The organism is Pseudarthrobacter enclensis, from assembly GCF_030811655.1.
Taxonomy (GTDB): domain Bacteria; phylum Actinomycetota; class Actinomycetes; order Actinomycetales; family Micrococcaceae; genus Arthrobacter; species Arthrobacter enclensis_A.
On record NZ_JAUSRE010000005.1, the window covers coordinates 26,307 to 46,043 of the forward strand.

Genomic DNA, 19,737 nt, shown 5'->3' on the forward strand with positions numbered 1-19,737 from the left:
GGCCCTTTCAGCGGCAATGCACGACCGGCAGGTAACTCTACCGGTTCTGGCCCTGCCGGCGCCTATCGGTGCCTTGGCGCTTTCCTGTCATGGCGGCGAGGACAGCATCCTGGGTCAGCAGCCCGGTGACGCTGCCGTTGTGGTCCACCACCGCGTAATGGCGTCCTTCCAGCTGCGAGAGGAACTGGATCAGTTCCTGTCCCTTGGACCACTCGGGTACATAGGCTCCGGCAGCGAGGGGGAAGGCTACGGCGGTGATGGGGGTCGTATCGGCAGCTGCCGCGGGTACGGCGGCCAATGCCTCCGGATCCACCACCCCCTGGGGCCGGCCGTCTGGTCCGCACACTACTACCGACGGTGTTCCTGCTGCCTGCACCCGGAGGGCGTCGCGGACGGTGCCGGTGGCTGCAACGCCGCCCGCCGGCGTCGACAAAGCGGCGGCGCTGACCAACGGGAGACGTCCGCGGAGCGTTCCCTGCTGGATCGATGCCGAGGCACCCATCCAGAGAAAACCGCCCACCAGGACGGTGATCATGATGAGGCTGAAGTCCGGCCGGTCACCGGCGAGGTAGGGACGCAGGAGGAACCAGTAAGCGATCGCGACAACGATGATGCGGCCGCCCCAGCCGGCAGCCACGGTGCCCTTGGCCTGGCTGCCGGTGGCCTTCCAGACAATCGATTCCACCAGGCGGCCACCGTCCAACGGAAGTCCAGGCAGGACGTTGAAGACACCGATAAGGAAGTTGGCCCACATAAAGATGTTCGTCAGGATCCCGGCGACACTGCCTAGGCTGTCGGTACCGAGCACCAGCCACGCACCGCCGGCAAGGAGGAAGTTCGCTGCGGGTCCGGCAAAGGCGACGAGCACGGACCGTCCCGGGGAGGACGTAAAGCTTTCGAACTGGGTGTGGCCGCCCCACAGGTTGAGGACGATCTTCTGCGTGGGCCAGCCATAGATCTTCGCGGTCAGCGCATGGGCCAGCTCGTGCACGAGAACGGAGATCAGCAGCAGGACGGCGTAGGCAAGGGCGACCAAATAGGCGGCCATTCCGAGCATGGGATTGTTCCTGGCCAGTACCGGCCCATAGACAATCACCGTGAAGGCCGCGATGACAAACCACGAGTAGGCGAGAACTACAGGCACTCCGGCGATGCGTCCCAGCGGGATTCCTTCGCGGCGGCCCGGGCTCTCCTGTTGGGTGCCCGTTCCGGCCCCTGGGTCAGCCACGTGCATCACCCTGGGATGCGCAGGCCGGACCGGAGGGAACCGTGCTGGGCAACAGGGCTTCAAGCTCTGCAATGCCGCGCCCTGCGAGAGTTTCCCAGAGCGCGTAGTCCCCGTTGTCCGGCAGCGGCACGATGTGCGGCACGGCGACGGTGGTGACCCCGGATGCCACTGCCGCAGCGACACCGGGAACGGAGTCCTCGAGGGCGATGCAGTGGTGGATGCCAAGTCCGGGATCGTCTTCCTGCAGCAGTTCGACGGCGGTGAGGTAGGCCTCCGGGTGGGGTTTGCCCTGGCTTACGGTGTCCCCGGTCACCACCACCTCAAAATATGGCCGCGGGAGGCTCGCCACTACTTCGCGCGCCAGGGGACCCTCTGACATGGTGACCAGCGCGCAGCGGATGCCGGACAAGTGCAGTTCCTCAAGCAGCTCACGGGCACCCGGCCGCCACGGCACCCGCTGCCGCACACTGCTGATGACCTGGGCGGTAAGGGTGTCAATGATCTCGCGGATTTCCAGCTCGACACCGGCCTCCTGGAGCAGGCCGGCCGAAAACGTCAGTGACTGGCCCACCAGCTGCATTGCCTGGCGGTGGCTCCACGTTCCGCCATGGGATTCGACCAGCGCGTGCTCGGCGGCGATCCAGTAGGGCTCCGTATCCACGATGGTGCCGTCCATGTCCCAAAGGACGGCTTTGAGCGGTGAACCGGGGGCAGGAGATCGCATGACGCCAGTCTACGGGGGATGGCTGGGCGCAGGCTGTGGGCTACGCCCTTGGCGAATATCGGGCATGGCGGGAGCCCTTGGCTCCGGTTTCCCGCGATTTGCGGCGCTTCATTCCATGCGCAAGCGCGCACCTTGGACGTAGGGTGAAGAAATGAATAGCTTCGAGGGAGACACCGCCGATCAGGGTGCCGGACCCGAGCGGGAACGGTTCCTGCAGCCAGTGGCTGAAGGACAGCGAATAACGGTGATGCTTGCCGCCTTCGAAGGATGGAACGACGCCGGAGAGGCCGCCAGCGATTCGTTGCGTTACCTAAACAAGCTGTGGGGTGGAAAGAAAGTGGCATCAATCGATGCCGACGAATACTACGACTTTCAGTTCACGCGCCCCACAGTCCGCCGGAATGCGGCCGGCGAACGCAAGATCAAGTGGCCTTCCACCCGGATCTACAAGGCCACTGCGCCCAACTCGAACGTGGACGTCATTTTTGTGCAGGGAACGGAGCCCTCCTACAAGTGGCGCGCCTACACCGCCGAACTGCTGGCCCATGCCGAGGCGCTCAACGTCGACTACGTGGTGCTGGTAGGCGCACTGCTGGCAGATGTGCCGCACAGCCGCCCGATCCCCGTGAGCACGTCCTCCGATGACGCCCCGCTGCGCGAGCGCATGAACCTGGAGGCGTCCCAGTACGAAGGCCCCGTTGGGATTGTGGGCGTCCTGTCCGAGGTTGCCCTGTTGGCGGGAATCCCCGCGGTGTCCCTGTGGGCCGCCGTCCCCCATTATGTGGCGCAGGCTCCTTCGCCGAAGGCGCAGCTTGCCCTTCTGCACCGCATTGAGGAACTGCTGCAGGTGCCGTTGGATACCCATGAGCTGGCAGAGGAAGCCGACGCCTGGGAACGCGGCGTGGACGAACTCGCCACCGAGGACCCCGAGATTGCTGCCTACGTGCGGCAGCTGGAGGAAGCCAAGGACACAGCCGACCTTCCAGAGGCCAGCGGCGAGTCCATCGCCCGCGAGTTTGAGCGGTACCTGAAGCGCCGCGGCCAGGACCGGCCCTAGCGCGCCGGTCAGCCCCTTTAAAACCAGAAGAGGCCTGGCCGGGAGAAATCCCGGCCAGGCCTCTTTTTCTTAACGCTGGGAGCCTGCGTCTAAAGCCTGATGCCCAGGAGGGCGTCCACGGCGTCCTTTACCAGGGCGCGGTCAGCATCGTTGGCGGCAGCACCGCCGTCGTTCGCTGACCGTGCCCAGCGTGACACGGCAGCAACGGCTGCCGGCGCGTTCAGGTCTGCTGCCAGTGCTTTGCGTATTTCGGCGAGCAGCGCCTGGCCTGAGCCCTCGGGAGCGTGGTCCAGGGCTTGGCGCCACGCCGCCAGGTCTGCTTTCGCGGCGGTGAAGCCTTCATCAGTCCAGGACCAGTCGGAGCGGTAGTGGTGTGACAGGATGGCCAGCCGGATCGCAGCCGGGTCCTCACCCGCCGCACGGAGCTTGGACACCAGCACCAGGTTGCCCTTCGACTTGCTCATCTTCTCGCCGTCGAGCCCCACCATGCCGGCGTGGGCATAGTGCCGGGCAAGGGGAACCCCGGCGAGCGAATACGCATGGCCGGCGCCCATTTCGTGGTGGGGGAAAATCAAGTCCGATCCCCCACCCTGCACGGTGAAGGGTGAGGGCAGGTACTTCTGTGCGATGACGGTGCATTCGATGTGCCAGCCGGGCCTGCCGGGGCCCAGGCTGCCGCCGGGCCAGCTCGGTTCCCCCGGCCGTTCCACACGCCAGAGAAGGGGGTCGAGCGCCTGCCGCTTCCCGGCCCTGCCGGGATCCCCGCCGCGCTCAGCGAAGAGCTCAAGCATGGCGCTTTCGCTCAAGTGGGAAATGCATCCCAGGACCCAGGCGTCAGGGGCCGCTGAGTGCTTGCCGGCCGCTTCGACGTCGTAATAGACATCGCCGTCGGGCTCGCCGTTGGCACCCGCCACTTGGTACGCCAGCCCCATGCTGACGAGCCGTTCCACCTCGGGCACGATCAGGCCGATGGATTCCACAGCGCCGACGTAGTGGTCCGGCGCAAGAACGTTCAGGGCTTCCATGTCGGTCTGGAAGAGTTCCACCTGCTGTGCGGCGAGGTCGCGCCAATCAACGCCGGTGGCGGTGGCACGTTCAAGCAGGGGATCGTCCACGTCCGTGACGTTCTGCACGTAGGAAACCTCGCTGCCGGAATCACGCCAGGCCCGGTTCAGCAGGTCAAATGCCACGTAGCTGGCCGCATGGCCCATGTGGGTGGCGTCGTAGGGAGTGATCCCGCAGACATACATGGAGGGTCTTGCCTCGTGTTCCAGCGGAAGTTCGCGGCCTGCCGCAGTGTCGAACAGCCGGATGGCGGGCATGTTTCCGGGCAGGGCAGGAACGGGGCGGGAAGTCCAGGATTTCACAAGCCAAGCCTAGTCCTAGGCGCTGATGACGCCGAAACCGAGCAGTAGGTACAGTGCCAGGCCCAGGAAAATGCGGTACCAGACGAAGAGGCGGTAGCTGCGGGTTGAGACGAACTTCAGGAACCAGCCGATGATGACGTAGCCCACGACCAGTGCGATCACGGTGGCAAGGGCTGTCTCCGGAAGGCCGAACGGCCCGGAGATGCCCTCCTTGGTTACCACCTTGTACAACTGGTACAGCCCGCTGCCGAACACCGCGGGGATGGCCAGCAGGAAGGAATACCGGGCCGCAGCTTCACGTGTGTAGCCCATCAGCAGGCCAGCGGTAATGGTTCCACCGGACCGGGAGACCCCGGGAATCAAGGCGAGTGCCTGCGCGAGGCCGTATAGGATGCCGTGCTTGTAGGTCAGGTGGGCAAGGTCCCGTTTCTGGGCGCCGACCGCGTCGGCGACGGCGAGGATGAGGCCGAAGACGATCAGCATGGTGGCGACGATCCACATGCTGCGGAGCACGGACTCGATCTGGTCCTGGAAAAGCAGTCCCAGCACGACAATGGGAACGCTGCCGAGGATGACCAGCCAGCCCATCCTTGCGTCAGGGTCCTGCCGCGGCACCCTGCCGGCAAGGGAGCCCGCCCAGGCCTTGACTATCCGGACAATATCGCGCCAGAAGAAGATCAGCACTGCGGTCTCCGTGCCGAGCTGCGTGATTGCCGTGAAGGCGGCGCCCGGGTCCTCTGCGTTGGGGAGGAATTCCCCCACGATCCGCAGGTGGGCACTTGATGAAATAGGTAGAAATTCGGTCAGTCCCTGCACAAGGCCCAGCAGGGCCGCTTCAAACCAGTTCACGGTAAGACCCTACGGCATGGCGCCCGTGCATCTGCCCGTAAGCTTGCTGCTATGCAGCAGCGTTACGTCGGCAACAGTGGATTGCGAGTATCAGCCCTCTCCCTGGGCACCCGGTCATGGGGCGGGGAAACCGACGAACAGGACGCATCGGAACTGCTGCGCACCTTCCTCGACGCCGGCGGCCGGCACCTGGACACCTCGGCTTCCTACTCGGGCGGCGGTTCGGAGGCCGTCCTGGGCTCGTTGCTTGGCGATGTGGTGTCCCGCACCGAGATTTCCATTTCCACCAAGGCGGGGATGACGACGCCGGACGGGCGCCGTGCGGTGGACACGTCACGCAACGCGATGCTCACAGGACTTGACGCCAGCCTGGCCAGACTGGGCACCGACTATGTCGACCTCTGGTTTGCCGAGGCCTGGGACGGAAACGTTCCCCTCGACGAAACTTTGTCCGCGCTGGAATTCGCTGTCAGGACCGGACGTGCGCGGTACGCCGGTATCTCGAACTTCAAAGGCTGGCAGGCCGCCAAGGCCGCCGCCGTCAACCGCGTCCCCCTGGTTGCCGTCCAGGCCGAATACTCGTTCCTTAACAGGGCGCCGGAGGCGGAACTGATCCCGGCCGTGGAGGACGCCGGGTTGGGGCTCATGGCATGGGCTCCCCTGGGCCGCGGGGTCCTCACCGGCAAGTACCGGGGCAGCATTCCCGCCGGGTCCCGCGGGGCATCGGTTACAGAAGCTGCATATGTCGAGCCCTACCTTGAAGAAAAACCCTCGCGCATTGTGGACGCCGTCTGCATGGCGGCAAACGGGCTGGGCCGCACACCCCACGACGTGGCGCTGTCCTGGTTGCTGTCACAGAACGGCGTTGCCACTGCCATCGTGGGAGCGCGCACGCCTGTACAGCTCAAGGAAATCCTCGACGCCCAGCTCTCTCCCCTGCCTCCACAGATTGCACGGGCTTTGGAGGACGTTTCCGCCATCTGAGGGCCTGCCGGGCGTGATTACAGGGCGTGCTCCTGCGGTGCTGCTATTCCTCGACGATCTCCAAGTCTTCGTCGTCGTCCACGTCTGCTTCCTCGTCCTCTTCGTCCTCGTCATCGAAGACCTGCAAAGGGGTGACTTCGTTGTAAGCCTCGTAGAGCGCGTCCTCGTAAACCTCAAAGGCATCGGCTACGGCGAAAAAAGCTGCCTCGACGGAGGGGTCACCGTCCCCGCGGCGGTTCGATGCTGCTATAAGGTGTTCTTCCAAAGCGGTGGTCAGGGACGAAAGCGCGACACGCGGATCGATGCTCATGACTTCACGTTAGCCGGAAAAGGACGAAAATGGAGAGCAAATGAAGGAACAATTTCTCACCAGCTCGGTCCAGCGGGAACGGGATTATTTGCGGCAGTACGAGTACCTCGTATTGACTGTCAGCCCTGATGACTCCCTGCCGGAGGCGCGGCGCCGGCTGGTGGAACACTCCGAATACGGCAAGTGGGAACTGGAACGCAGCAAGCTCTACGTGGGCGGCGGCAGGCGCTTTTGGCTGCGCCGCCGGGTGATGCAGGTCCAGCGGACCGTCTAGTCTTCCAGCGGCCCCAGCCAGGCGTTGGCCACGGTGTTGTGGGCTGATTCGTCGTCTGACGGGTGGAACATCCCGGCCAGTACGTCCCGGTAAAGGCGCTCCAGTTCCGAGCCCCTAAAGTAGCTTGATCCCCCGCTGACGCGAATGGCCAGGTCCACCACGCGGCGTGCAGTTTCGGTGGCGTTGACTTTGAGGCCCACCAGTTTGGGGAACCATTGGGAGCCGTGGTCTGCCAGAGCGTCGACGTCGGCGGTCACCGCGGCGAGCTGGGGGTACAGGTTGTCCATGGCCATGGCGGCTTCTGCCACTTTCCAGCGAATGTCCGGGTCCTGCGCGTAGCTTCGCCCGCCGTTCTTGAATGACGTGCGCCGTTTTACCGTCTCCACGCCCAGGGCCAGCGCCCGCTCGCCCAGGCCGGTGTAAACAGCAGCGAGGAGGCTTTCGAAGCAGGCGAAGATCGCGAAGATCAGCGGGTCAGCGTTGGGGCCCGCCGGTAGTTTCCGGAAGATCCTGTCCGCTGGAACGGTGACACCGTCGAGGACAGTGGTGGCGGACTGGCTGGCGCGCATGCCCAGGGTGTCCCAGTCGTCCAGGATTCTGTAGCCGGGCGTTTCCCGGGTGATGAATCCGTGGACCAGTTCCCCGGCTCCGTCCCTGGCGTCCGGGTCCTTGCCGAAGATGCCAAGGCGGGTCCACGCCGGCGAGAGGCTGGTGAAGATCTTGGTTCCGGTGAACGAGTAGCCACCATCCCTGTCCGGAGTGGCGGTGGTCCGGGAGTCGAAGAGGACCGAGTCGTTGCCTGCTTCTGAATTGCCGAACGCGAACACCTCGCCCCGGGCGGCTTCCTTGAGGACGAAGTCAAGGGAGCTGTCACCCCGGACAGCGAGGACGTGCGCGACGCCGGTCCACACCAGGTGCATATTGACGGCCAGCGCGGTGGCAGGGGCAGCCGTTGCAAGCCTGCGCTGGCACTGTGCCGCCGCTTCAAGCCCCAGCCCCGCGCCGCCGTCGGACGCTGGAACAAAAAGCTTCAGGTACCCCGCCGCGGCCAACTCCTGCAGGTCCTCGTGGAAGAAGGCGTTGTCCCGGTCATATCCGGCAGCGCGGCCACGGATACGCTCCAGGAGTTCGTCGGGCAGCAGATCCCCAGGAGTCATGGCCCGGTCCTCTTAGTAGTTGGTGAGCAGGGTGTTCAGCACCCGGGCGCCGAACTTGAGGGAGTCTGCAGGGACGCGCTCATCCACCCCGTGGAACATGCCGGTGAAGTCCAGTTCGTCAGGCAGCATGAGGGGTGCGAAGCCGTAACCGGTGATGCCGAGCCTGCTCAGCGACTTGTTGTCCGTACCGCCGGAGAGCGTGTACGGCAGCACCTTGGCCCCCGGGTCCTCCTTGTGGAGGGCATCGATCATCGAGTCGACCAGGTTGCCGGCGAAGGGCACCTCGAGCGAGACGTCGTTGTGGACGTAGCTGACATCCACGCCGCTGCCGGCCAGTTCACGGACCATCTCGAGGACCTGCTGTTCCTGGCCCGGCAGCGTGCGGCAGTCCACCAGGGCTTCAGCGGATTCCGGGATGACGTTGTGCTTGTAGCCGCCCTTGAGAAGCGTCGGGTTGGTGGTGTTCTGCAGGGTGGCGCCCACGAACCTGGCTACGGTGCCAAGCTGGTTGAGCAGGAGGTCCGGGTTGTCGGCGTCGAACTCCACGCCGGTGAGTTCAGTCACGCCGTCAAGGAATTGTCGCGTGGTGGGAGTGAGCTCGATGGGCCACTTGTATTCACCGATGCGCGTGACTGCGGCGGCAAGCCGGGTGACGGCGTTGTCGGTGTTGATCTGGGAGCCGTGGCCGGCCCTTCCGTGCGCCACCAGGCGGAGCCACGAAATGCCCTTTTCCGCCGTTTGCAGCAGGTAGGTCCGCTGGCCGCCGATGGTGGCCGAGAAGCCGCCCACCTCGGAAATGGCCTCCGTGGCCCCCTCGAACAGTTCCGGACGGTTATCCACGGCGTAGCGGGCGCCGTACACGCCGCCGGCTTCCTCATCAGCAAAAAACGCGAAGATGATGTCGCGCTTGGGCTTCCTGCCTTCCCTGGCGAAGCTCCGCAGGACGGAAAGGATCATGGCGTCCATGTCCTTCATATCGACGGCGCCGCGGCCCCAGATAAGGCCGTCCTTCAGTTCTGCACCAAACGGGTCCACCGACCACTGGTCACGCAGCGCGGGAACGACGTCCAGGTGGCCGTGCACCACCAGGGCGCTGGCTGAAGGGTCTTCGCCCGCCATCCTGGTCACCACGTTGGCCCGGCCGGGCGCGGACTCGAAGATCTCCGCCGTCATGCCCACCTCTTCGATCAGGCCCGCGGCGTACTCCGCTGCCGCACGCTCCCCCGGCCCTGAACCGTCACCGTAGTTGGAGGTGTCGATCCGGATGAGTTCCTGGCAGATCCGGACAACTTCATCCTCGGGCAGTACGTCAGGCATTGAAGGCTCCTTGGTAGGGAATGACTGGCTGGCGCGGGCGTAGCCGCTGCCCTCAGCCTACCTACTTGCCCCGATTCGTTGTTCTACGAAAAGTCGTGTTAGAGTTTTTCTCGCTGCTTCGGAGAGGCGCGAAACGCTGAAAGGCGGGACGGCTTTCCGAAATACCACCTGCGCGGGTGGCGGAATGGCAGACGCGCTAGCTTGAGGTGCTAGTCCTCGAAAGGGGGTGGGGGTTCAAGTCCCCCTCCGCGCACAAGAAAAACCCCGGGAAACCGGGGTTTTTTTGTGTCTCCAACCACGCGGGGCCGTTTACCAACCACGCGTACGCGAATGTGTGACACCCACAAGGGGTGCCCCGCATAGCAAATCGCATGGCATGTATCGAAAAACGCAAACGTCAGAACGGCTCCCTGGCGTAGTACGTCAGATGGATCGACCCGGGGTCGACGAGTCGCATGACCCAAAAAATGGAATCCAAAGAGAGTGCGGAGCTGCTCCTCACCGTGCTCAAAGCCCACGGCAGTGACGTCGATGCGGCTCTAAATAGCGTCAAAGACCACTTCAACGGCACCTACACCGTGTCCCGAATAACCGAAGACCACATCAATCTGCTCACGGACGCCAACGGCTACACAGTTCGTAGCTATCGGGGAAATGTCAGGTGCAAGAAGATCATCGAAGAGAATCCACCGCCCTGGGCTGCCTCCCGTGGCTGATACCCGGGAAACGGGCGGCCGCCCGTGGACGCTCGCCGGGGTCCATTCCCCTCGTCCTGCCGGCGTACCCCGGGCAGCGGCTCCAGGCGGCGGTGGAGCTTCTCCTGGCGATCGCGACCGTCTGGATTGCCTTCACCATCCCGACCACTGAAGGGGCCTGGTCCTCGCCCTGGACGTACGCCGGCGGCGCCGCCACCGTGCGACTCATGATCACGTACTGGGCACGCGGACTCCCCAAGCCGTTACGAAGGCCGCAGTTCGGTAACGGGGCGGTTGTCTAGGCCCGGCGGCCTTGCCGCCCCAACTGGATGGGCGGAAACTTGCCCTACCGAGTTATGCAGTCAGCCCAACGGTAGCCACCCAGAGCCGGGGCACCATGTGCAACGCTGACCATAACCCGCCATCCAATCTTCCGCCCGTGCAGCCGGCGCTTCGTCCGACAGTCCCGTCATGAGCACGGCCCAGGCCGTGGCACTGATCTTGGTTGCCGCCTTCGTGTGGGTCGGACTCACCCTGGTTGTTCTCCTGACGCTGCGCCGGCGCAGGAAAGGGTCCTCCGCGGTCGCCACGGCTCCCCCATCCCCTGACCCCACCAGCTCCGGGGCGCACAGGCCGTGGCGGCGGGTCCCGTCCGTGACAGGCCAAAGCCCGGTGCCGCGCCGGCGGTTGAGGCTCCCAAAAGTCCGCCATCCACACCAGCACTAGGGAGCAATCATGGATACCGGGACGATCCTCGGGTACGCTGCCAGCTACATCGCAGCCATGGGAGGCATATTCCTCCTCTACCTGCCGGTCATCGTTTTGCTCGTCGCCCTGCTCATTGCCGGCGGGGTTCTGCAGTTGGTGCTGCTGCCGTTTATCGCCCTGGTCAAGAGGTTCCGGCACCGGCCCGCGCCGGACCTGGACGCCTCCTGGCTCCTTGACGGCAGGAGGTAGCAGACCCCCCTCCCTGAGACTGCGAGCTCGACATGCAGCCCGTGTCCGTCGGTCAGATACCAGAGGGGTGAACTGCTACACACGCGGGGCCCCTTGTGGAATCATGCGGGCATGGGACTTCCAGAGGACCCGGACAGGCCGCCGTTGGAGCATTATGGTGCCCTGGCACACGACCCCGATGAGACGGAACAACAAGAGGCACTCAGGCGACGCCTGGTCGAATTCGTCCAGACCGCCCAGGACCGTGGCATCCATCCCCTGCCACTCGAGACCTACAGCGCCCATCGAAGGTACCGGTCTTCGGTCTTCGGCTGGGTCTTGTTTCCCGGCACAGGCCTGGCTGTCGGTACCGACGCGGAACTGTACCGGCTGCATCTGGAGGGCGGATTGACCCGCAATAAAGCGCCTGTTCGTGAGAACTGGATCCGCAACTCCTACTGGCTCGGCTGGTCCTCCCGATGGGTCACGCTGAACGAGATGCTTGTCGACGCCGTCGCCCGGGGCACAAGCCATCTCCTGCCCTATTAGACGAGTGCGCCTCAGCCTGACTGCGAAAATGGTGGCGGTTCCGCTAGGAATACGCAACCATCTTGACTGTCTTAATATCAGTAGGCTTAGGATGTTGTCGGTCGGATGGGGATCCGGTTGCGAGGGGAATGAAAAGGGTGCGCTCAGCGAATGAACTGCTCCCCGGAAGTTGGACTGAGAAATTCAGTTCCGACCCCCGGGGAGCAGTTTTATGCGTTGATCCAGTTCATTGTCCGAGGACCAGCGCGAGGCCGCTGTAGCGTGTTTTGAGAAGGGCATCGCAGACAATGCGACCGCCAGCTTGCTGGGCGTGGCCCGCTCGCCGGTCATCTTTATCGGCGATGTAGGATCTATGGCCGGGGAGCGCTGATGACTAAGCCGACAAAGCGTGCGTTACTCGTTTGAATCCAAGTTCGCGTTGGTTGAGCGCTTAGCCGCGGGTGAGACTGCGCAGGATCTCGCCTCAGAAGCCGGTTTATCGTCGCCCAAACTTCTCGAAACGTGGGCTCCCGCATACCGCCGGGAAGGGCCGGATGCTCTACGTCCCGAGGCCAAAGGAAGACCCGGGAAGCCCGATGCCTTGCCCCCCAGTGGAGCCACCCGAACTGGAACGACTTCGCCGGGAGAACGAACACCTGCTGGCTGAAGTGGCTTACTTGGGAAAATTGCGGGCCTTGAGGGCGCAAGAACGACGGTCGAAGGAGGTGCGTCCGTTGCCGGAGTTCCGGATGTAGATGTTCATCCGCTCTCCCGTGCCCGTCGACATCGGCCCGCTGATGCAGAAGTAGTCCCGGTTCCCGGACGGGGGCACGATCTGATCGACAGTGCCCGTGTAATCCCAGGTCTGATGACGCCCGTCGGCTGGCCGGGGCTGGCGTCCGCTGCCTGCGGGGCGAAGACGGTCACCGCTGCCAGGGCTGCGGCCGCTGCCGACGCTCTCCGGACTCTGTTGACGGTGTTCCTCCTGCTGGCTGATCGCTTCCGTTCCGGCCGTGACCGGAACACGTGCCCCAACTGTCCCAACACACCGAAACCGCGGCTAGGGACGAAAGTCACCGGTGCCCCTCGCGATGATGCATCACGCCGATGTCTACGCATGCTCGGAGCTGTTCGCTTCCCCGCGTCCGCCCTTTTGCAGTGCCAGTCGTAACCTCGAGGAGTTCATGGTGTCCGCCAGAAGCTTGGTGAAGATACGCTCCGTGGCTTTCTCGATGGCGGTCTGGAAGTGTTCGGCGAGGCCTCTGAGCGCCATCAGCGGGTTCTCACCTCTCTCCCCCGCGACTTAGAGACCTGCCAGGCGATGGCGTCAGAGGCCCGATCGGCCGCCTCGTCTAATCGCTTCCCCGTCACCCTGGCCAGCGGCCCGAAGTCCAGGTCCTCGCTCATGTCCAGAGGTGACATCAGGAGTTCCGGGTCGACCAGGAGGCTCCAGCCCACAGGCCGCGCCGGAGTCGATCCGTGGCTGGCAACCATCAGCACCCCGACCGTCGACCGGCACGTGGCCACCGTTCCGTACGTCGGACAGGCTATCCCGGTCCTCCGCCAACCCATTGTCCTGAATGTGCTTATGTACGGGGCGCCGGCGGTGCTGGTGGTCACCATGCTGGCGGGGATTTGGCGGAAGAGCCCCGTGGACCCCGAAGCCGGGGAAAGCCGAACTCCGCGCGCATGATCAACGGTCTTTACCTTCAGAAGATCCATGACCTGGGACGGGACCTGAACAGCCCCCACATCGCCGTCCGGTTCCTCTCCAACTTTCTGGGAATGCTCCCCCATCGGCTGGTGCGCATCCAGTCGGCGGTCGCCGCATGGAAGGCGCCAATGACGCAGTCTGGCAGGTAGGCCTGGACCCACCTGCCAACCTGGACTGAGCGGGTCGGCCTACTTGGTTCCGAGGAAGATTGGGTTGGTGAGTGCGGCCATGGGGCCGAGCAGCAGCGTCGTGCCCATGTTGGTGCCGTTGCTGGCCGTGCCGTCGGTCATGGGGTGGCGCACCTCAGCCCGGACGTAGGCGGAGAGCTGGGCGGTGGTGATCCATGTGTGGGTGCCCTGGCCGGACGCCGGGAGCGTGGCTTGCTGGGTTTGCCCTTCGTCGGTGATGATCCGGATGACACCGTTGGGCACGCCGCTGACGTTGATGCTGACGGTCACCGGGGTGTCGGCTTTGACGTCGAGCCGCTCCCCGACTCCTGCTTTCCGGCCGCCTGCGGCGACGGTGAAGTCCAGGGAGATGTTGGCGGACTCGGCGATCCAGGTGCGGCCGTTGCGGATGCCGTCCAGGACTGCGTCGTGGGAGAGTGCCGCGGCGTTGACGACGTTGTGCGGCAGGCCGACGACCTGGGGCTCGCTGTGGGCGTCACTGTTGCCCATGGCAGGGACCCAGCGGCCGCCGGTGCGCACCGAATTGGCGAGCATGGAGTCCCAGGTGTTGATGGCATACTCGTCGTCAGCCGTCCATGGTCCGGTCCAGACTTCGACGGCGTCAGCATCGTCGTAGCCGAACTTCCAGCGGCACGCGACGTACGGGCAGTAGGGGTGGGCGGGGACGACGAGGCCGCCGGAGGCGTGGATGTGCTGGGCCTCCTGCTCGAAGCCCTTGTCACGGGCACGGTAGCGCCAGTCGATCCAGTCGCCAGGTTCTATGCCCAGTGCGAGGTAGTGGCCGTTGCGGGTGGTGACCTCCTCGCCCGTGAGGATGAGGAGGTCCTCGCCGGCCAGCGGCCCCCACACGCCATGCGAGGCGGGAGTGTTGTGGTCGGTGCTGATCATGAAGTCGAGTTTCGCTGCCCTAGCGCCGGCAGCCACCTCGGCAGGGGTGCGCTTGCCGTCCGAGTAGATGGTGTGCAGGTGTGCGTCGCCGCGGTACCAGCCGGCGCTCTTGCCGGTGACCTGCTTGGGCGGGTACTGGGGGCGGAACGGGGTGCCGTCGGGTCCGTACTCGAGGGTGACATTGACGGTGTAGTCCATGCCCTGCTCAGACACTTGGTAGGGGCCCAGGGCGATGTTCCAGGTGCCTTTCCCGACCGGACCGGGCAGGTAGCCGGGGGTGGCTTCGGCGGCACTGATAAAGAACTCGGTGCGGAAACCGCCGGACCAGCCGCGGAAACCCTTCCCGGCAAGCTCGGTGCCCTTCTCGTCGAAGACGCCGATGTCGCAGGCGTTGGACAGCAGCCCCGGAGTGACAGTCGGCTTGCTGTAGCTGTAGGATACGCTGATCTTGTTGACGCCGGCAGGAATCTCAACCGGCAGGTATACAAAGTCGGCTGCTCCCGGATCCAGATGGCCGGTGATTGTCCGGGTCCTGCTGGCGCCGGTATCGGCAGCGGCAAAAGACACGGGGGCAAGGGTCACGGCAGCGCCGGCCAGCGCGGCGGCGAGGAATCCGCGGCGGGAAGGGGACAGGAAGACACTTTCAGCCTCGTGGGCTTTACATGGTGAAGTCACCGCCCGAGTCTCACGATGCGGACTGAACGGCAGGTGGCCTGGTGGCTAACAGGGACTGAACCGCGGTGATTAATTGATAGCCGCATGGCAGTTGCGGAGTTGCGGGCAACGCTGCGAAGTCGCCGGACTACTTGCTATCCGGAACCTAAGCATGCTTACTATAGATAAAGCCGACAACGAACGGCTGCCGAACCAGAGGAGGAAGCACCATGGGACTGGGCGACAAGATTGACAATGCTGCCGAGAAGGCGGGCGGCAAGGCCAAGGAAGCTGCCGGCGCAGCCAGCGGCGATGAGAACCTGCGGGCCGAGGGTCAGGCGGACCAGGCCAAGGGTGACCTGAAGCAGGCCGGCGAAAAGGTCAAGGACGCCTTCAAGCACTGACGGGTATTTGCGGGAAGGGCGCGCTCAGCGAACGGGGCGCGCTCTTCCCATGCATTCCCGCCTGGACCACTTGACCGCTCCCCTTGGCGGACCTACAGTCCCTTCATGGCTGGCAGGCAGGGGTTATTGCCGCAGGGCGTTGTCTTGGTACATGGCATGTGGGGTGTGCCGGAAGACTGGACATGGGTCCGGCGTGAACTTGAAGAGCACCAGCCCAACCTGCAGGTGCTTGCACCGGACCTTCCCTCGCACCGCTCGCCCGAAGCCGGTCTGCTTGAGGACGCTGACGAGGTCCGGAGGGCCATCGAGGCAAGCCCGGCGCCCACCGTCGTCGTCGGCTGGTCCTATGGCTGTGATGTTGTCGGAATTGGCGCCCACGGCATGCCGAACGTGAGCCACCTCGTATATGTTTCCTCGCCTCCCTTGAAGGGGCAACCCGAAGTCCGTGATGCGCGCTGGGTGGATGCGATGGACCATATGCTCCGGGACGAGTACGGCCGGTTCGCTTTGGACGGCGACTGGTGGCTCAGCCAGGATGAAGCCGGATCACGGCTCCCGGACGAGGTGCGTGCCTTCCTGAGAGGTCACCCACGCAGATTTGTCACCAAAAAGACCCGCAGCGATCCTGTCCCCGCTCAGGCATGGGCGGAAATTCCCACGACCGTCCTCCTCGGTCTCCGGGACAACCTGACGGGGCAGGAGCAGAGGGCATGGGCACGCGAGGCTGTCGCGGACGTCCGGGACATCGACACCGACCACTTCATGCTGTTCAACCGCCCCGATGTTGTTGCGGAAGTGATCCTCGAAGAAGCTCTTCCGTTCCAATAACACCAAGCAGATCCGCCATATGTCCGCAGCAGCCCGGAACCAGGTCGGGCCACCCGGTTCACGCGAGACGCGACTTCACGATCTCGCTGACGGCCTTGCCGTCGAAGCGGCCGCCAATCCTCGGTGTCACCAATTTCATGACTGCACCCATGGAGCGCATCGTCAGCGCGGCGCCGTCCGTTCCCAATTCCGCAATGACCCCATCGACGATTTCCTCGGCTTCCGGGCGGGTCAAGGCCCTGGGCAGGTACGCCTCAATGACCTCAGCTTCCGCAATTTCGGCCTGCGCCCGGTCCTGGTGGCCTGCGGCCGAGTAGGTGGCTGCGGTGTCGCGCCGCTTGGCGGCCTCCTTCTGCAGCAATGCCGTGACCTGGAGATCATCAAGGTCCACCGGAGTCCTGCCGGACTTCTCGCGCGTTTCGATTTCACCCAGAACGTTGCGCACCGTGGTCAGGGCGACCTTATTGCCGGCTTTCATGTGCACGACGACGTCGCCCTTCAACTTTTCCTTCAATGACATGCTTTCGCTCCGTTCTTCCCAGTAACCGGTGGTGTTGCGCACCCGGGGCGGCCGGACCGCCATCTTCATAGGCTAGTTTGGAAATCCAGCGGCCCGGACTTCCGGGCCCGAAAGGAGCACCGGGTGGACAGCACGGCAGGCAAATGGTTCCTCAACCACGCTGAGCGGGGAAATCCTGCGTCCGCCATCCAGTCTCGGGATGCAGGGACAGCGTCCTGGTCAGAGGGAAACCTGGTGCGTCCCCTGGTTCATGGTGCAACGTACTTCTCCCGGTTGCATGCGGAGCTCCGGGACCTGAAGGCAGGAGACCGGGTCTGGTTCACGGACTGGCGGGGCGACGCCGACGAGAAGCTCGAGGATGGGGGCCCCACCATCGGCGGTTTGCTTGCCGGCCTGGCCAGGTCCGGGGTGGAAGTGCGTGGCCTTGTCTGGAGATCCCATGGCGAACGCGTCTCGGCCCCGATCAGCGGGCGCTCCAACGAACTCCTCAGCCGCAAGATCAACGATGCCGGCGGTGAGGCATTGCTGGATCAGCGCGTGCGTCTCTTCGGCTCCCATCACCAAAAACTGGTGGTGATCCGCCGCCGCGACGATCCCTCCCGCGACGTCGCCTTCGTGGGGGGAATCGACCTGTCACACAGCCGCAGGGACGATTCCCGGCATTCGGGTGACCCCCAGGCGGTGACGATGGATCCGCACTACGGGCAGACACCACCGTGGCATGATGCGGCCCTTGAACTCCGTGGTCCCGTAGTGGCTGACGTGCTGGCCGTGTTCGCGGAACGGTGGAACGACCCCCACCCGCTGGACCGGCACACGCCTTACCGGATGCTGTTGCAGCGGCTGGCCCGGATGCCACGGCACCCCAATCCTCTCCCGGAGGCCGCTCCCCCACCGCCGCCGGCCGGCCCGCACGCCGTGCAACTGCTGCGCACTTACGGAATGAAGCATCCGCCCTTCCCGTTCGCACCGCAGGGCGAGCGGAGCATCGCCCGTGCATATGCCAAGGCTTTCGCCCAGGCCCGGTCGCTCATCTACATCGAGGACCAATATCTGTGGTCCATGGAGGTGGCAAGCGGAATTGCAGCCGCGCTCGAGAACAACCCTGCCCTGCACGTGATCATTGTGGTGCCCAGGTACCCGGACTCCGACGGGCCCGTGGGCGGGCCTCCCCGCCGGCTGGGGCAATTGCGCGCTCTCAGCCTGCTTCGACGGGCAGCGCCGGACAGGGTGGGTGTGTTCAACCTTGAAAACAGTGAGGGAACGCCCATCTATGTCCACGCCAAAATCTGCATCATCGACGACACCTGGTTCACCTGCGGATCAGACAACTTCAACCGCCGGTCCTGGACCACTGACAGCGAGCTCACATGCGCTGTGATGGACACCGCGGCCTCCGGGCTGACGGGTGATGGCAACGGTGCCCAGCCCTCCCAACCTCTCGCCAGGGAGTTGCGGCTCCAGCTCTGGGCCGAACATCTCGGCCTGGATTACGACGATCCCAGGCTCCAGTCGGGCCAGGGCCAACTCGAGCTCTGGCACAGCACCGCGGAAGCCCTGGACCAGTGGCACCGCACCGGTCGCCGGTCAACCCGCCCAGCCGGACAAGTCCGGCACCACACCCCAAGTCCGGTAGGGCACTTCCAGCGCCTTTGGGCCGATCCAATCTACCGGTTCATTGTCGATCCGGATGGCCGGCCCCGGAAGCTGCGTGGCACCTCCCGGTTCTAGTCAACGCGCGAACGGTTCAGGCTTGAACTGGATCCCTCGCAGGCGTATTTCTCCTCTATCTCCCCGTCATCGCACTGTTCGTTGCCCTCCTGGTGGCAGTCGGCGTCGTCCAATTGCTGTTGCTGCCTTTCATCATTCTGTTCCGCCGGTTGCGGCGACCCAGGAATGAACCGGATGCCGATGGTTCCTGGATCCTGGGCCACTAAGACCAGCACCGCCAGGGGGCAGCCCCGCTAAGCTGCCGGGCCGCTGCCAGTACGGCATCCAGCGTAAAACCGGCACCGTCCGCCGGGACTGGTGCTGCTTCCGATAGGTTGGAGTCGACAGGCAATCTCTATCCGGCCATGGGAGCAGACGTGAAGGCAATCGTGTATGAAGCAACAGGTCCCTCATCGGTGCTGAAGCTCCAGGACAAACCACTGACTGCGCCGGGCCCCGGGGAAGTGCGGGTGCGCCTGGTGGTGTCGGGAGTGAACCCGACCGACTGGAAATCGCGGTCCGGAAGCGGAAGCCACACGCTGGACGCTCCGAAGGTCCCAAACCAGGACGGAGCCGGCGTCGTCGACCAGTTGGGGCCCGGCGTGGAAGGGTTTGCCGTGGGCGACCGTGTGTGGCTGTGGGATGTGGCCTGGGGCGGCAACGAAGGCACAGCCCAGGAGTACGTGGTGCTGCCGGCGCACAAGGTCGTGGCACTTCCTGACACCGAATCCTTCGACACCGGCGCCTCCCTGGGAATTCCCGCACTGACGGCCCACCGCGCCCTGACGTCCAGCGAGGACGGACCGGCCAGGCTCGCACCTGGAGCCCTCGCAGGCAAAACCGTGCTGGTGACCGGAGGCGCAGGGGCTGTGGGGCATGCGGCCATCCAACTCGCCCGGTGGGCCGGAGCGACTGTTATCACAACCGTCAGCGGCGACCGGAAGGCCGAACTTGCCAGCCGCGCAGGTGCGGAAACCGTCATCAACTACCGGCAGGACGACGTCGTCCGCGCCGTCAAGGAAGCAGCCGCAGATGGTGTGGACGTGATCGTGGATGTCAATGCGCCTGCGAACATCGAGGCGGACCTGCAGGTGCTTAAAACCGGCGGGACCATCTCGATTTATGCGGCCAACCCCGGCGAATCCCTCAACATTCCCATCCGCGAAAGCATGACCAGGAACGTCCGCTACCAGTTCATCCTGACCTACACGGTCACGGACGGGCAGAAACAGCAAGCGGTCACGGCAGTTGGCCAGGCCCTTGCCGCCGGAGCGCTCAGGGTTGGTGAAGAACATGGCCTGCCACTGGCGCGGTTCCCACTCGAGGAAACTGCCGCCGCCCATGACGCAGTGGAACAGGGAACGATTGGAAAGGTAGTCATAGACGTCGCACCGGCACCCTGACC

Annotated in this window: 24 protein-coding genes and 1 tRNA gene; 15 read left to right on the forward strand and 10 right to left on the reverse strand. The window is 64.6% G+C overall.

The annotated features are described in order from the left end of the window. Window positions 1-37 precede the first annotated feature (37 nt). Window positions 38-1,228 carry a site-2 protease family protein gene (locus tag J2X98_RS06125; protein WP_307305555.1) on the reverse strand — a complete coding sequence of 397 codons (1,191 nt, stop codon included), beginning with the start codon at window positions 1,226-1,228 and terminating at the stop codon, window positions 38-40. Further along, complete coding sequence (locus J2X98_RS06130) at window positions 1,221-1,952, reverse strand: HAD family hydrolase (RefSeq protein WP_307305557.1); 732 nt, start codon at window positions 1,950-1,952, stop codon at window positions 1,221-1,223. The genes J2X98_RS06125 and J2X98_RS06130 overlap by 8 nt, the downstream gene beginning before the upstream one ends. 151 nt (window positions 1,953-2,103) lie before the next feature. Between J2X98_RS06130 and J2X98_RS06135 the strand changes: the two genes are divergently transcribed. Then, entirely contained in the window at window positions 2,104-3,009 is a 906-nt protein-coding gene (locus J2X98_RS06135) for a PAC2 family protein (RefSeq protein ID WP_141941367.1), read from the forward strand. A gap of 89 nt (window positions 3,010-3,098) precedes the next feature. On the opposite strand, the gene mshC is transcribed toward J2X98_RS06135, so the two are convergent. After that, entirely contained in the window at window positions 3,099-4,376 is a 1,278-nt protein-coding gene (mshC, locus tag J2X98_RS06140) for a cysteine--1-D-myo-inosityl 2-amino-2-deoxy-alpha-D-glucopyranoside ligase (RefSeq protein ID WP_141941366.1), read from the reverse strand. Window positions 4,377-4,391: 15 nt separating this feature from the next. Continuing rightward, window positions 4,392-5,225 (reverse strand): undecaprenyl-diphosphate phosphatase, encoded by an 834-nt coding sequence (locus J2X98_RS06145; protein ID WP_141941364.1) that lies wholly within the window; start codon window positions 5,223-5,225, stop codon window positions 4,392-4,394. Between the two features lie 51 nt (window positions 5,226-5,276). Here J2X98_RS06145 and J2X98_RS06150 point away from each other — a divergent pair, with 51 nt between their 5' ends. Further along, window positions 5,277-6,209 (forward strand): aldo/keto reductase, encoded by a 933-nt coding sequence (locus tag J2X98_RS06150; RefSeq protein WP_141941362.1) that lies wholly within the window; start codon window positions 5,277-5,279, stop codon window positions 6,207-6,209. A gap of 43 nt (window positions 6,210-6,252) precedes the next feature. Here the strand turns inward: J2X98_RS06150 and J2X98_RS06155 are convergent, their stop codons facing one another. Then, complete coding sequence (locus tag J2X98_RS06155) at window positions 6,253-6,519, reverse strand: hypothetical protein (protein WP_141941360.1); 267 nt, start codon at window positions 6,517-6,519, stop codon at window positions 6,253-6,255. A 40-nt stretch (window positions 6,520-6,559) separates the two neighbouring features. Here J2X98_RS06155 and J2X98_RS06160 point away from each other — a divergent pair, with 40 nt between their 5' ends. Beyond that, window positions 6,560-6,793, forward strand: a complete 234-nt coding sequence (locus J2X98_RS06160; RefSeq protein WP_018771130.1) for a DUF5703 family protein — start codon at window positions 6,560-6,562, stop codon at window positions 6,791-6,793. On the opposite strand, the gene J2X98_RS06165 is transcribed toward J2X98_RS06160, so the two are convergent. After that, complete coding sequence (locus J2X98_RS06165; protein WP_307305569.1) at window positions 6,790-7,950, reverse strand: acyl-CoA dehydrogenase family protein; 1,161 nt, start codon at window positions 7,948-7,950, stop codon at window positions 6,790-6,792. The two genes, J2X98_RS06160 and J2X98_RS06165, sit on opposite strands and share 4 nt — an antisense overlap. A gap of 12 nt (window positions 7,951-7,962) precedes the next feature. Then, window positions 7,963-9,267: a M20/M25/M40 family metallo-hydrolase gene (locus tag J2X98_RS06170; protein ID WP_307305571.1), complete on the reverse strand. Its 1,305-nt coding sequence runs from the start codon at window positions 9,265-9,267 to the stop codon at window positions 7,963-7,965. Between the two features lie 170 nt (window positions 9,268-9,437). Between J2X98_RS06170 and J2X98_RS06175 the strand changes: the two genes are divergently transcribed. From J2X98_RS06175 to J2X98_RS22200, 6 genes are all read left to right on the forward strand, one after another. Further along, window positions 9,438-9,520: transfer RNA gene (locus tag J2X98_RS06175), tRNA-Leu, on the forward strand. 202 nt (window positions 9,521-9,722) lie between these two features. Beyond that, the gene (locus J2X98_RS06180) at window positions 9,723-9,983 is read left to right on the forward strand and encodes a hypothetical protein (protein WP_307305573.1); all 261 of its coding nucleotides are present in this window, start codon (window positions 9,723-9,725) and stop codon (window positions 9,981-9,983) included. A 450-nt stretch (window positions 9,984-10,433) separates the two neighbouring features. Further along, the gene (locus J2X98_RS06185) at window positions 10,434-10,688 is read left to right on the forward strand and encodes a hypothetical protein (RefSeq protein WP_307305574.1); all 255 of its coding nucleotides are present in this window, start codon (window positions 10,434-10,436) and stop codon (window positions 10,686-10,688) included. A gap of 9 nt (window positions 10,689-10,697) precedes the next feature. Then, on the forward strand, window positions 10,698-10,919 hold the full coding sequence (locus J2X98_RS06190) for a hypothetical protein (protein ID WP_307305577.1): 222 nt from the start codon (window positions 10,698-10,700) through the stop codon (window positions 10,917-10,919). A gap of 111 nt (window positions 10,920-11,030) precedes the next feature. Then, window positions 11,031-11,447, forward strand: a complete 417-nt coding sequence (locus J2X98_RS06195; protein ID WP_307305579.1) for a hypothetical protein — start codon at window positions 11,031-11,033, stop codon at window positions 11,445-11,447. 388 nt (window positions 11,448-11,835) lie between these two features. Then, entirely contained in the window at window positions 11,836-12,093 is a 258-nt protein-coding gene (locus J2X98_RS22200; protein ID WP_373460835.1) for a helix-turn-helix domain-containing protein, read from the forward strand. Window positions 12,094-12,537: 444 nt separating this feature from the next. Here the strand turns inward: J2X98_RS22200 and J2X98_RS06200 are convergent, their stop codons facing one another. Continuing rightward, window positions 12,538-12,699, reverse strand: coding sequence for a hypothetical protein (locus J2X98_RS06200; protein ID WP_307305581.1), 162 nt, complete (start codon window positions 12,697-12,699; stop codon window positions 12,538-12,540). Window positions 12,700-12,831: 132 nt separating this feature from the next. Between J2X98_RS06200 and J2X98_RS06205 the strand changes: the two genes are divergently transcribed. Continuing rightward, window positions 12,832-13,119 carry a hypothetical protein gene (locus tag J2X98_RS06205; RefSeq protein WP_307305584.1) on the forward strand — a complete coding sequence of 96 codons (288 nt, stop codon included), beginning with the start codon at window positions 12,832-12,834 and terminating at the stop codon, window positions 13,117-13,119. Further along, window positions 13,116-13,289 carry a hypothetical protein gene (locus J2X98_RS06210; protein ID WP_307305587.1) on the forward strand — a complete coding sequence of 58 codons (174 nt, stop codon included), beginning with the start codon at window positions 13,116-13,118 and terminating at the stop codon, window positions 13,287-13,289. The genes J2X98_RS06205 and J2X98_RS06210 overlap by 4 nt, the downstream gene beginning before the upstream one ends. Window positions 13,290-13,328: 39 nt before the next feature. Here J2X98_RS06210 and J2X98_RS06215 read toward each other — a convergent pair whose 3' ends face one another. Then, window positions 13,329-14,891, reverse strand: coding sequence for a CehA/McbA family metallohydrolase (locus J2X98_RS06215; RefSeq protein WP_307305590.1), 1,563 nt, complete (start codon window positions 14,889-14,891; stop codon window positions 13,329-13,331). A gap of 209 nt (window positions 14,892-15,100) precedes the next feature. Between J2X98_RS06215 and J2X98_RS06220 the strand changes: the two genes are divergently transcribed. Both J2X98_RS06220 and J2X98_RS06225 read left to right on the forward strand, forming a co-directional pair. After that, on the forward strand, window positions 15,101-15,274 hold the full coding sequence (locus J2X98_RS06220; RefSeq protein WP_141941346.1) for a CsbD family protein: 174 nt from the start codon (window positions 15,101-15,103) through the stop codon (window positions 15,272-15,274). A 105-nt stretch (window positions 15,275-15,379) separates the two neighbouring features. Then, window positions 15,380-16,102 carry an alpha/beta hydrolase gene (locus tag J2X98_RS06225; RefSeq protein ID WP_307305595.1) on the forward strand — a complete coding sequence of 241 codons (723 nt, stop codon included), beginning with the start codon at window positions 15,380-15,382 and terminating at the stop codon, window positions 16,100-16,102. A 58-nt stretch (window positions 16,103-16,160) separates the two neighbouring features. Here the strand turns inward: J2X98_RS06225 and J2X98_RS06230 are convergent, their stop codons facing one another. Continuing rightward, window positions 16,161-16,622 (reverse strand): GatB/YqeY domain-containing protein, encoded by a 462-nt coding sequence (locus J2X98_RS06230; protein WP_307306007.1) that lies wholly within the window; start codon window positions 16,620-16,622, stop codon window positions 16,161-16,163. A gap of 123 nt (window positions 16,623-16,745) precedes the next feature. On the opposite strand from J2X98_RS06230, the gene J2X98_RS06235 reads away from it, so the two are divergent. Both J2X98_RS06235 and J2X98_RS06240 read left to right on the forward strand, forming a co-directional pair. Beyond that, window positions 16,746-18,353 carry a phospholipase D family protein gene (locus J2X98_RS06235; RefSeq protein ID WP_307305599.1) on the forward strand — a complete coding sequence of 536 codons (1,608 nt, stop codon included), beginning with the start codon at window positions 16,746-16,748 and terminating at the stop codon, window positions 18,351-18,353. Between the two features lie 356 nt (window positions 18,354-18,709). Further along, window positions 18,710-19,735: an NADPH:quinone reductase gene (locus J2X98_RS06240; protein ID WP_141946329.1), complete on the forward strand. Its 1,026-nt coding sequence runs from the start codon at window positions 18,710-18,712 to the stop codon at window positions 19,733-19,735. The last annotated feature ends 2 nt before the right edge of the window (window positions 19,736-19,737 follow it).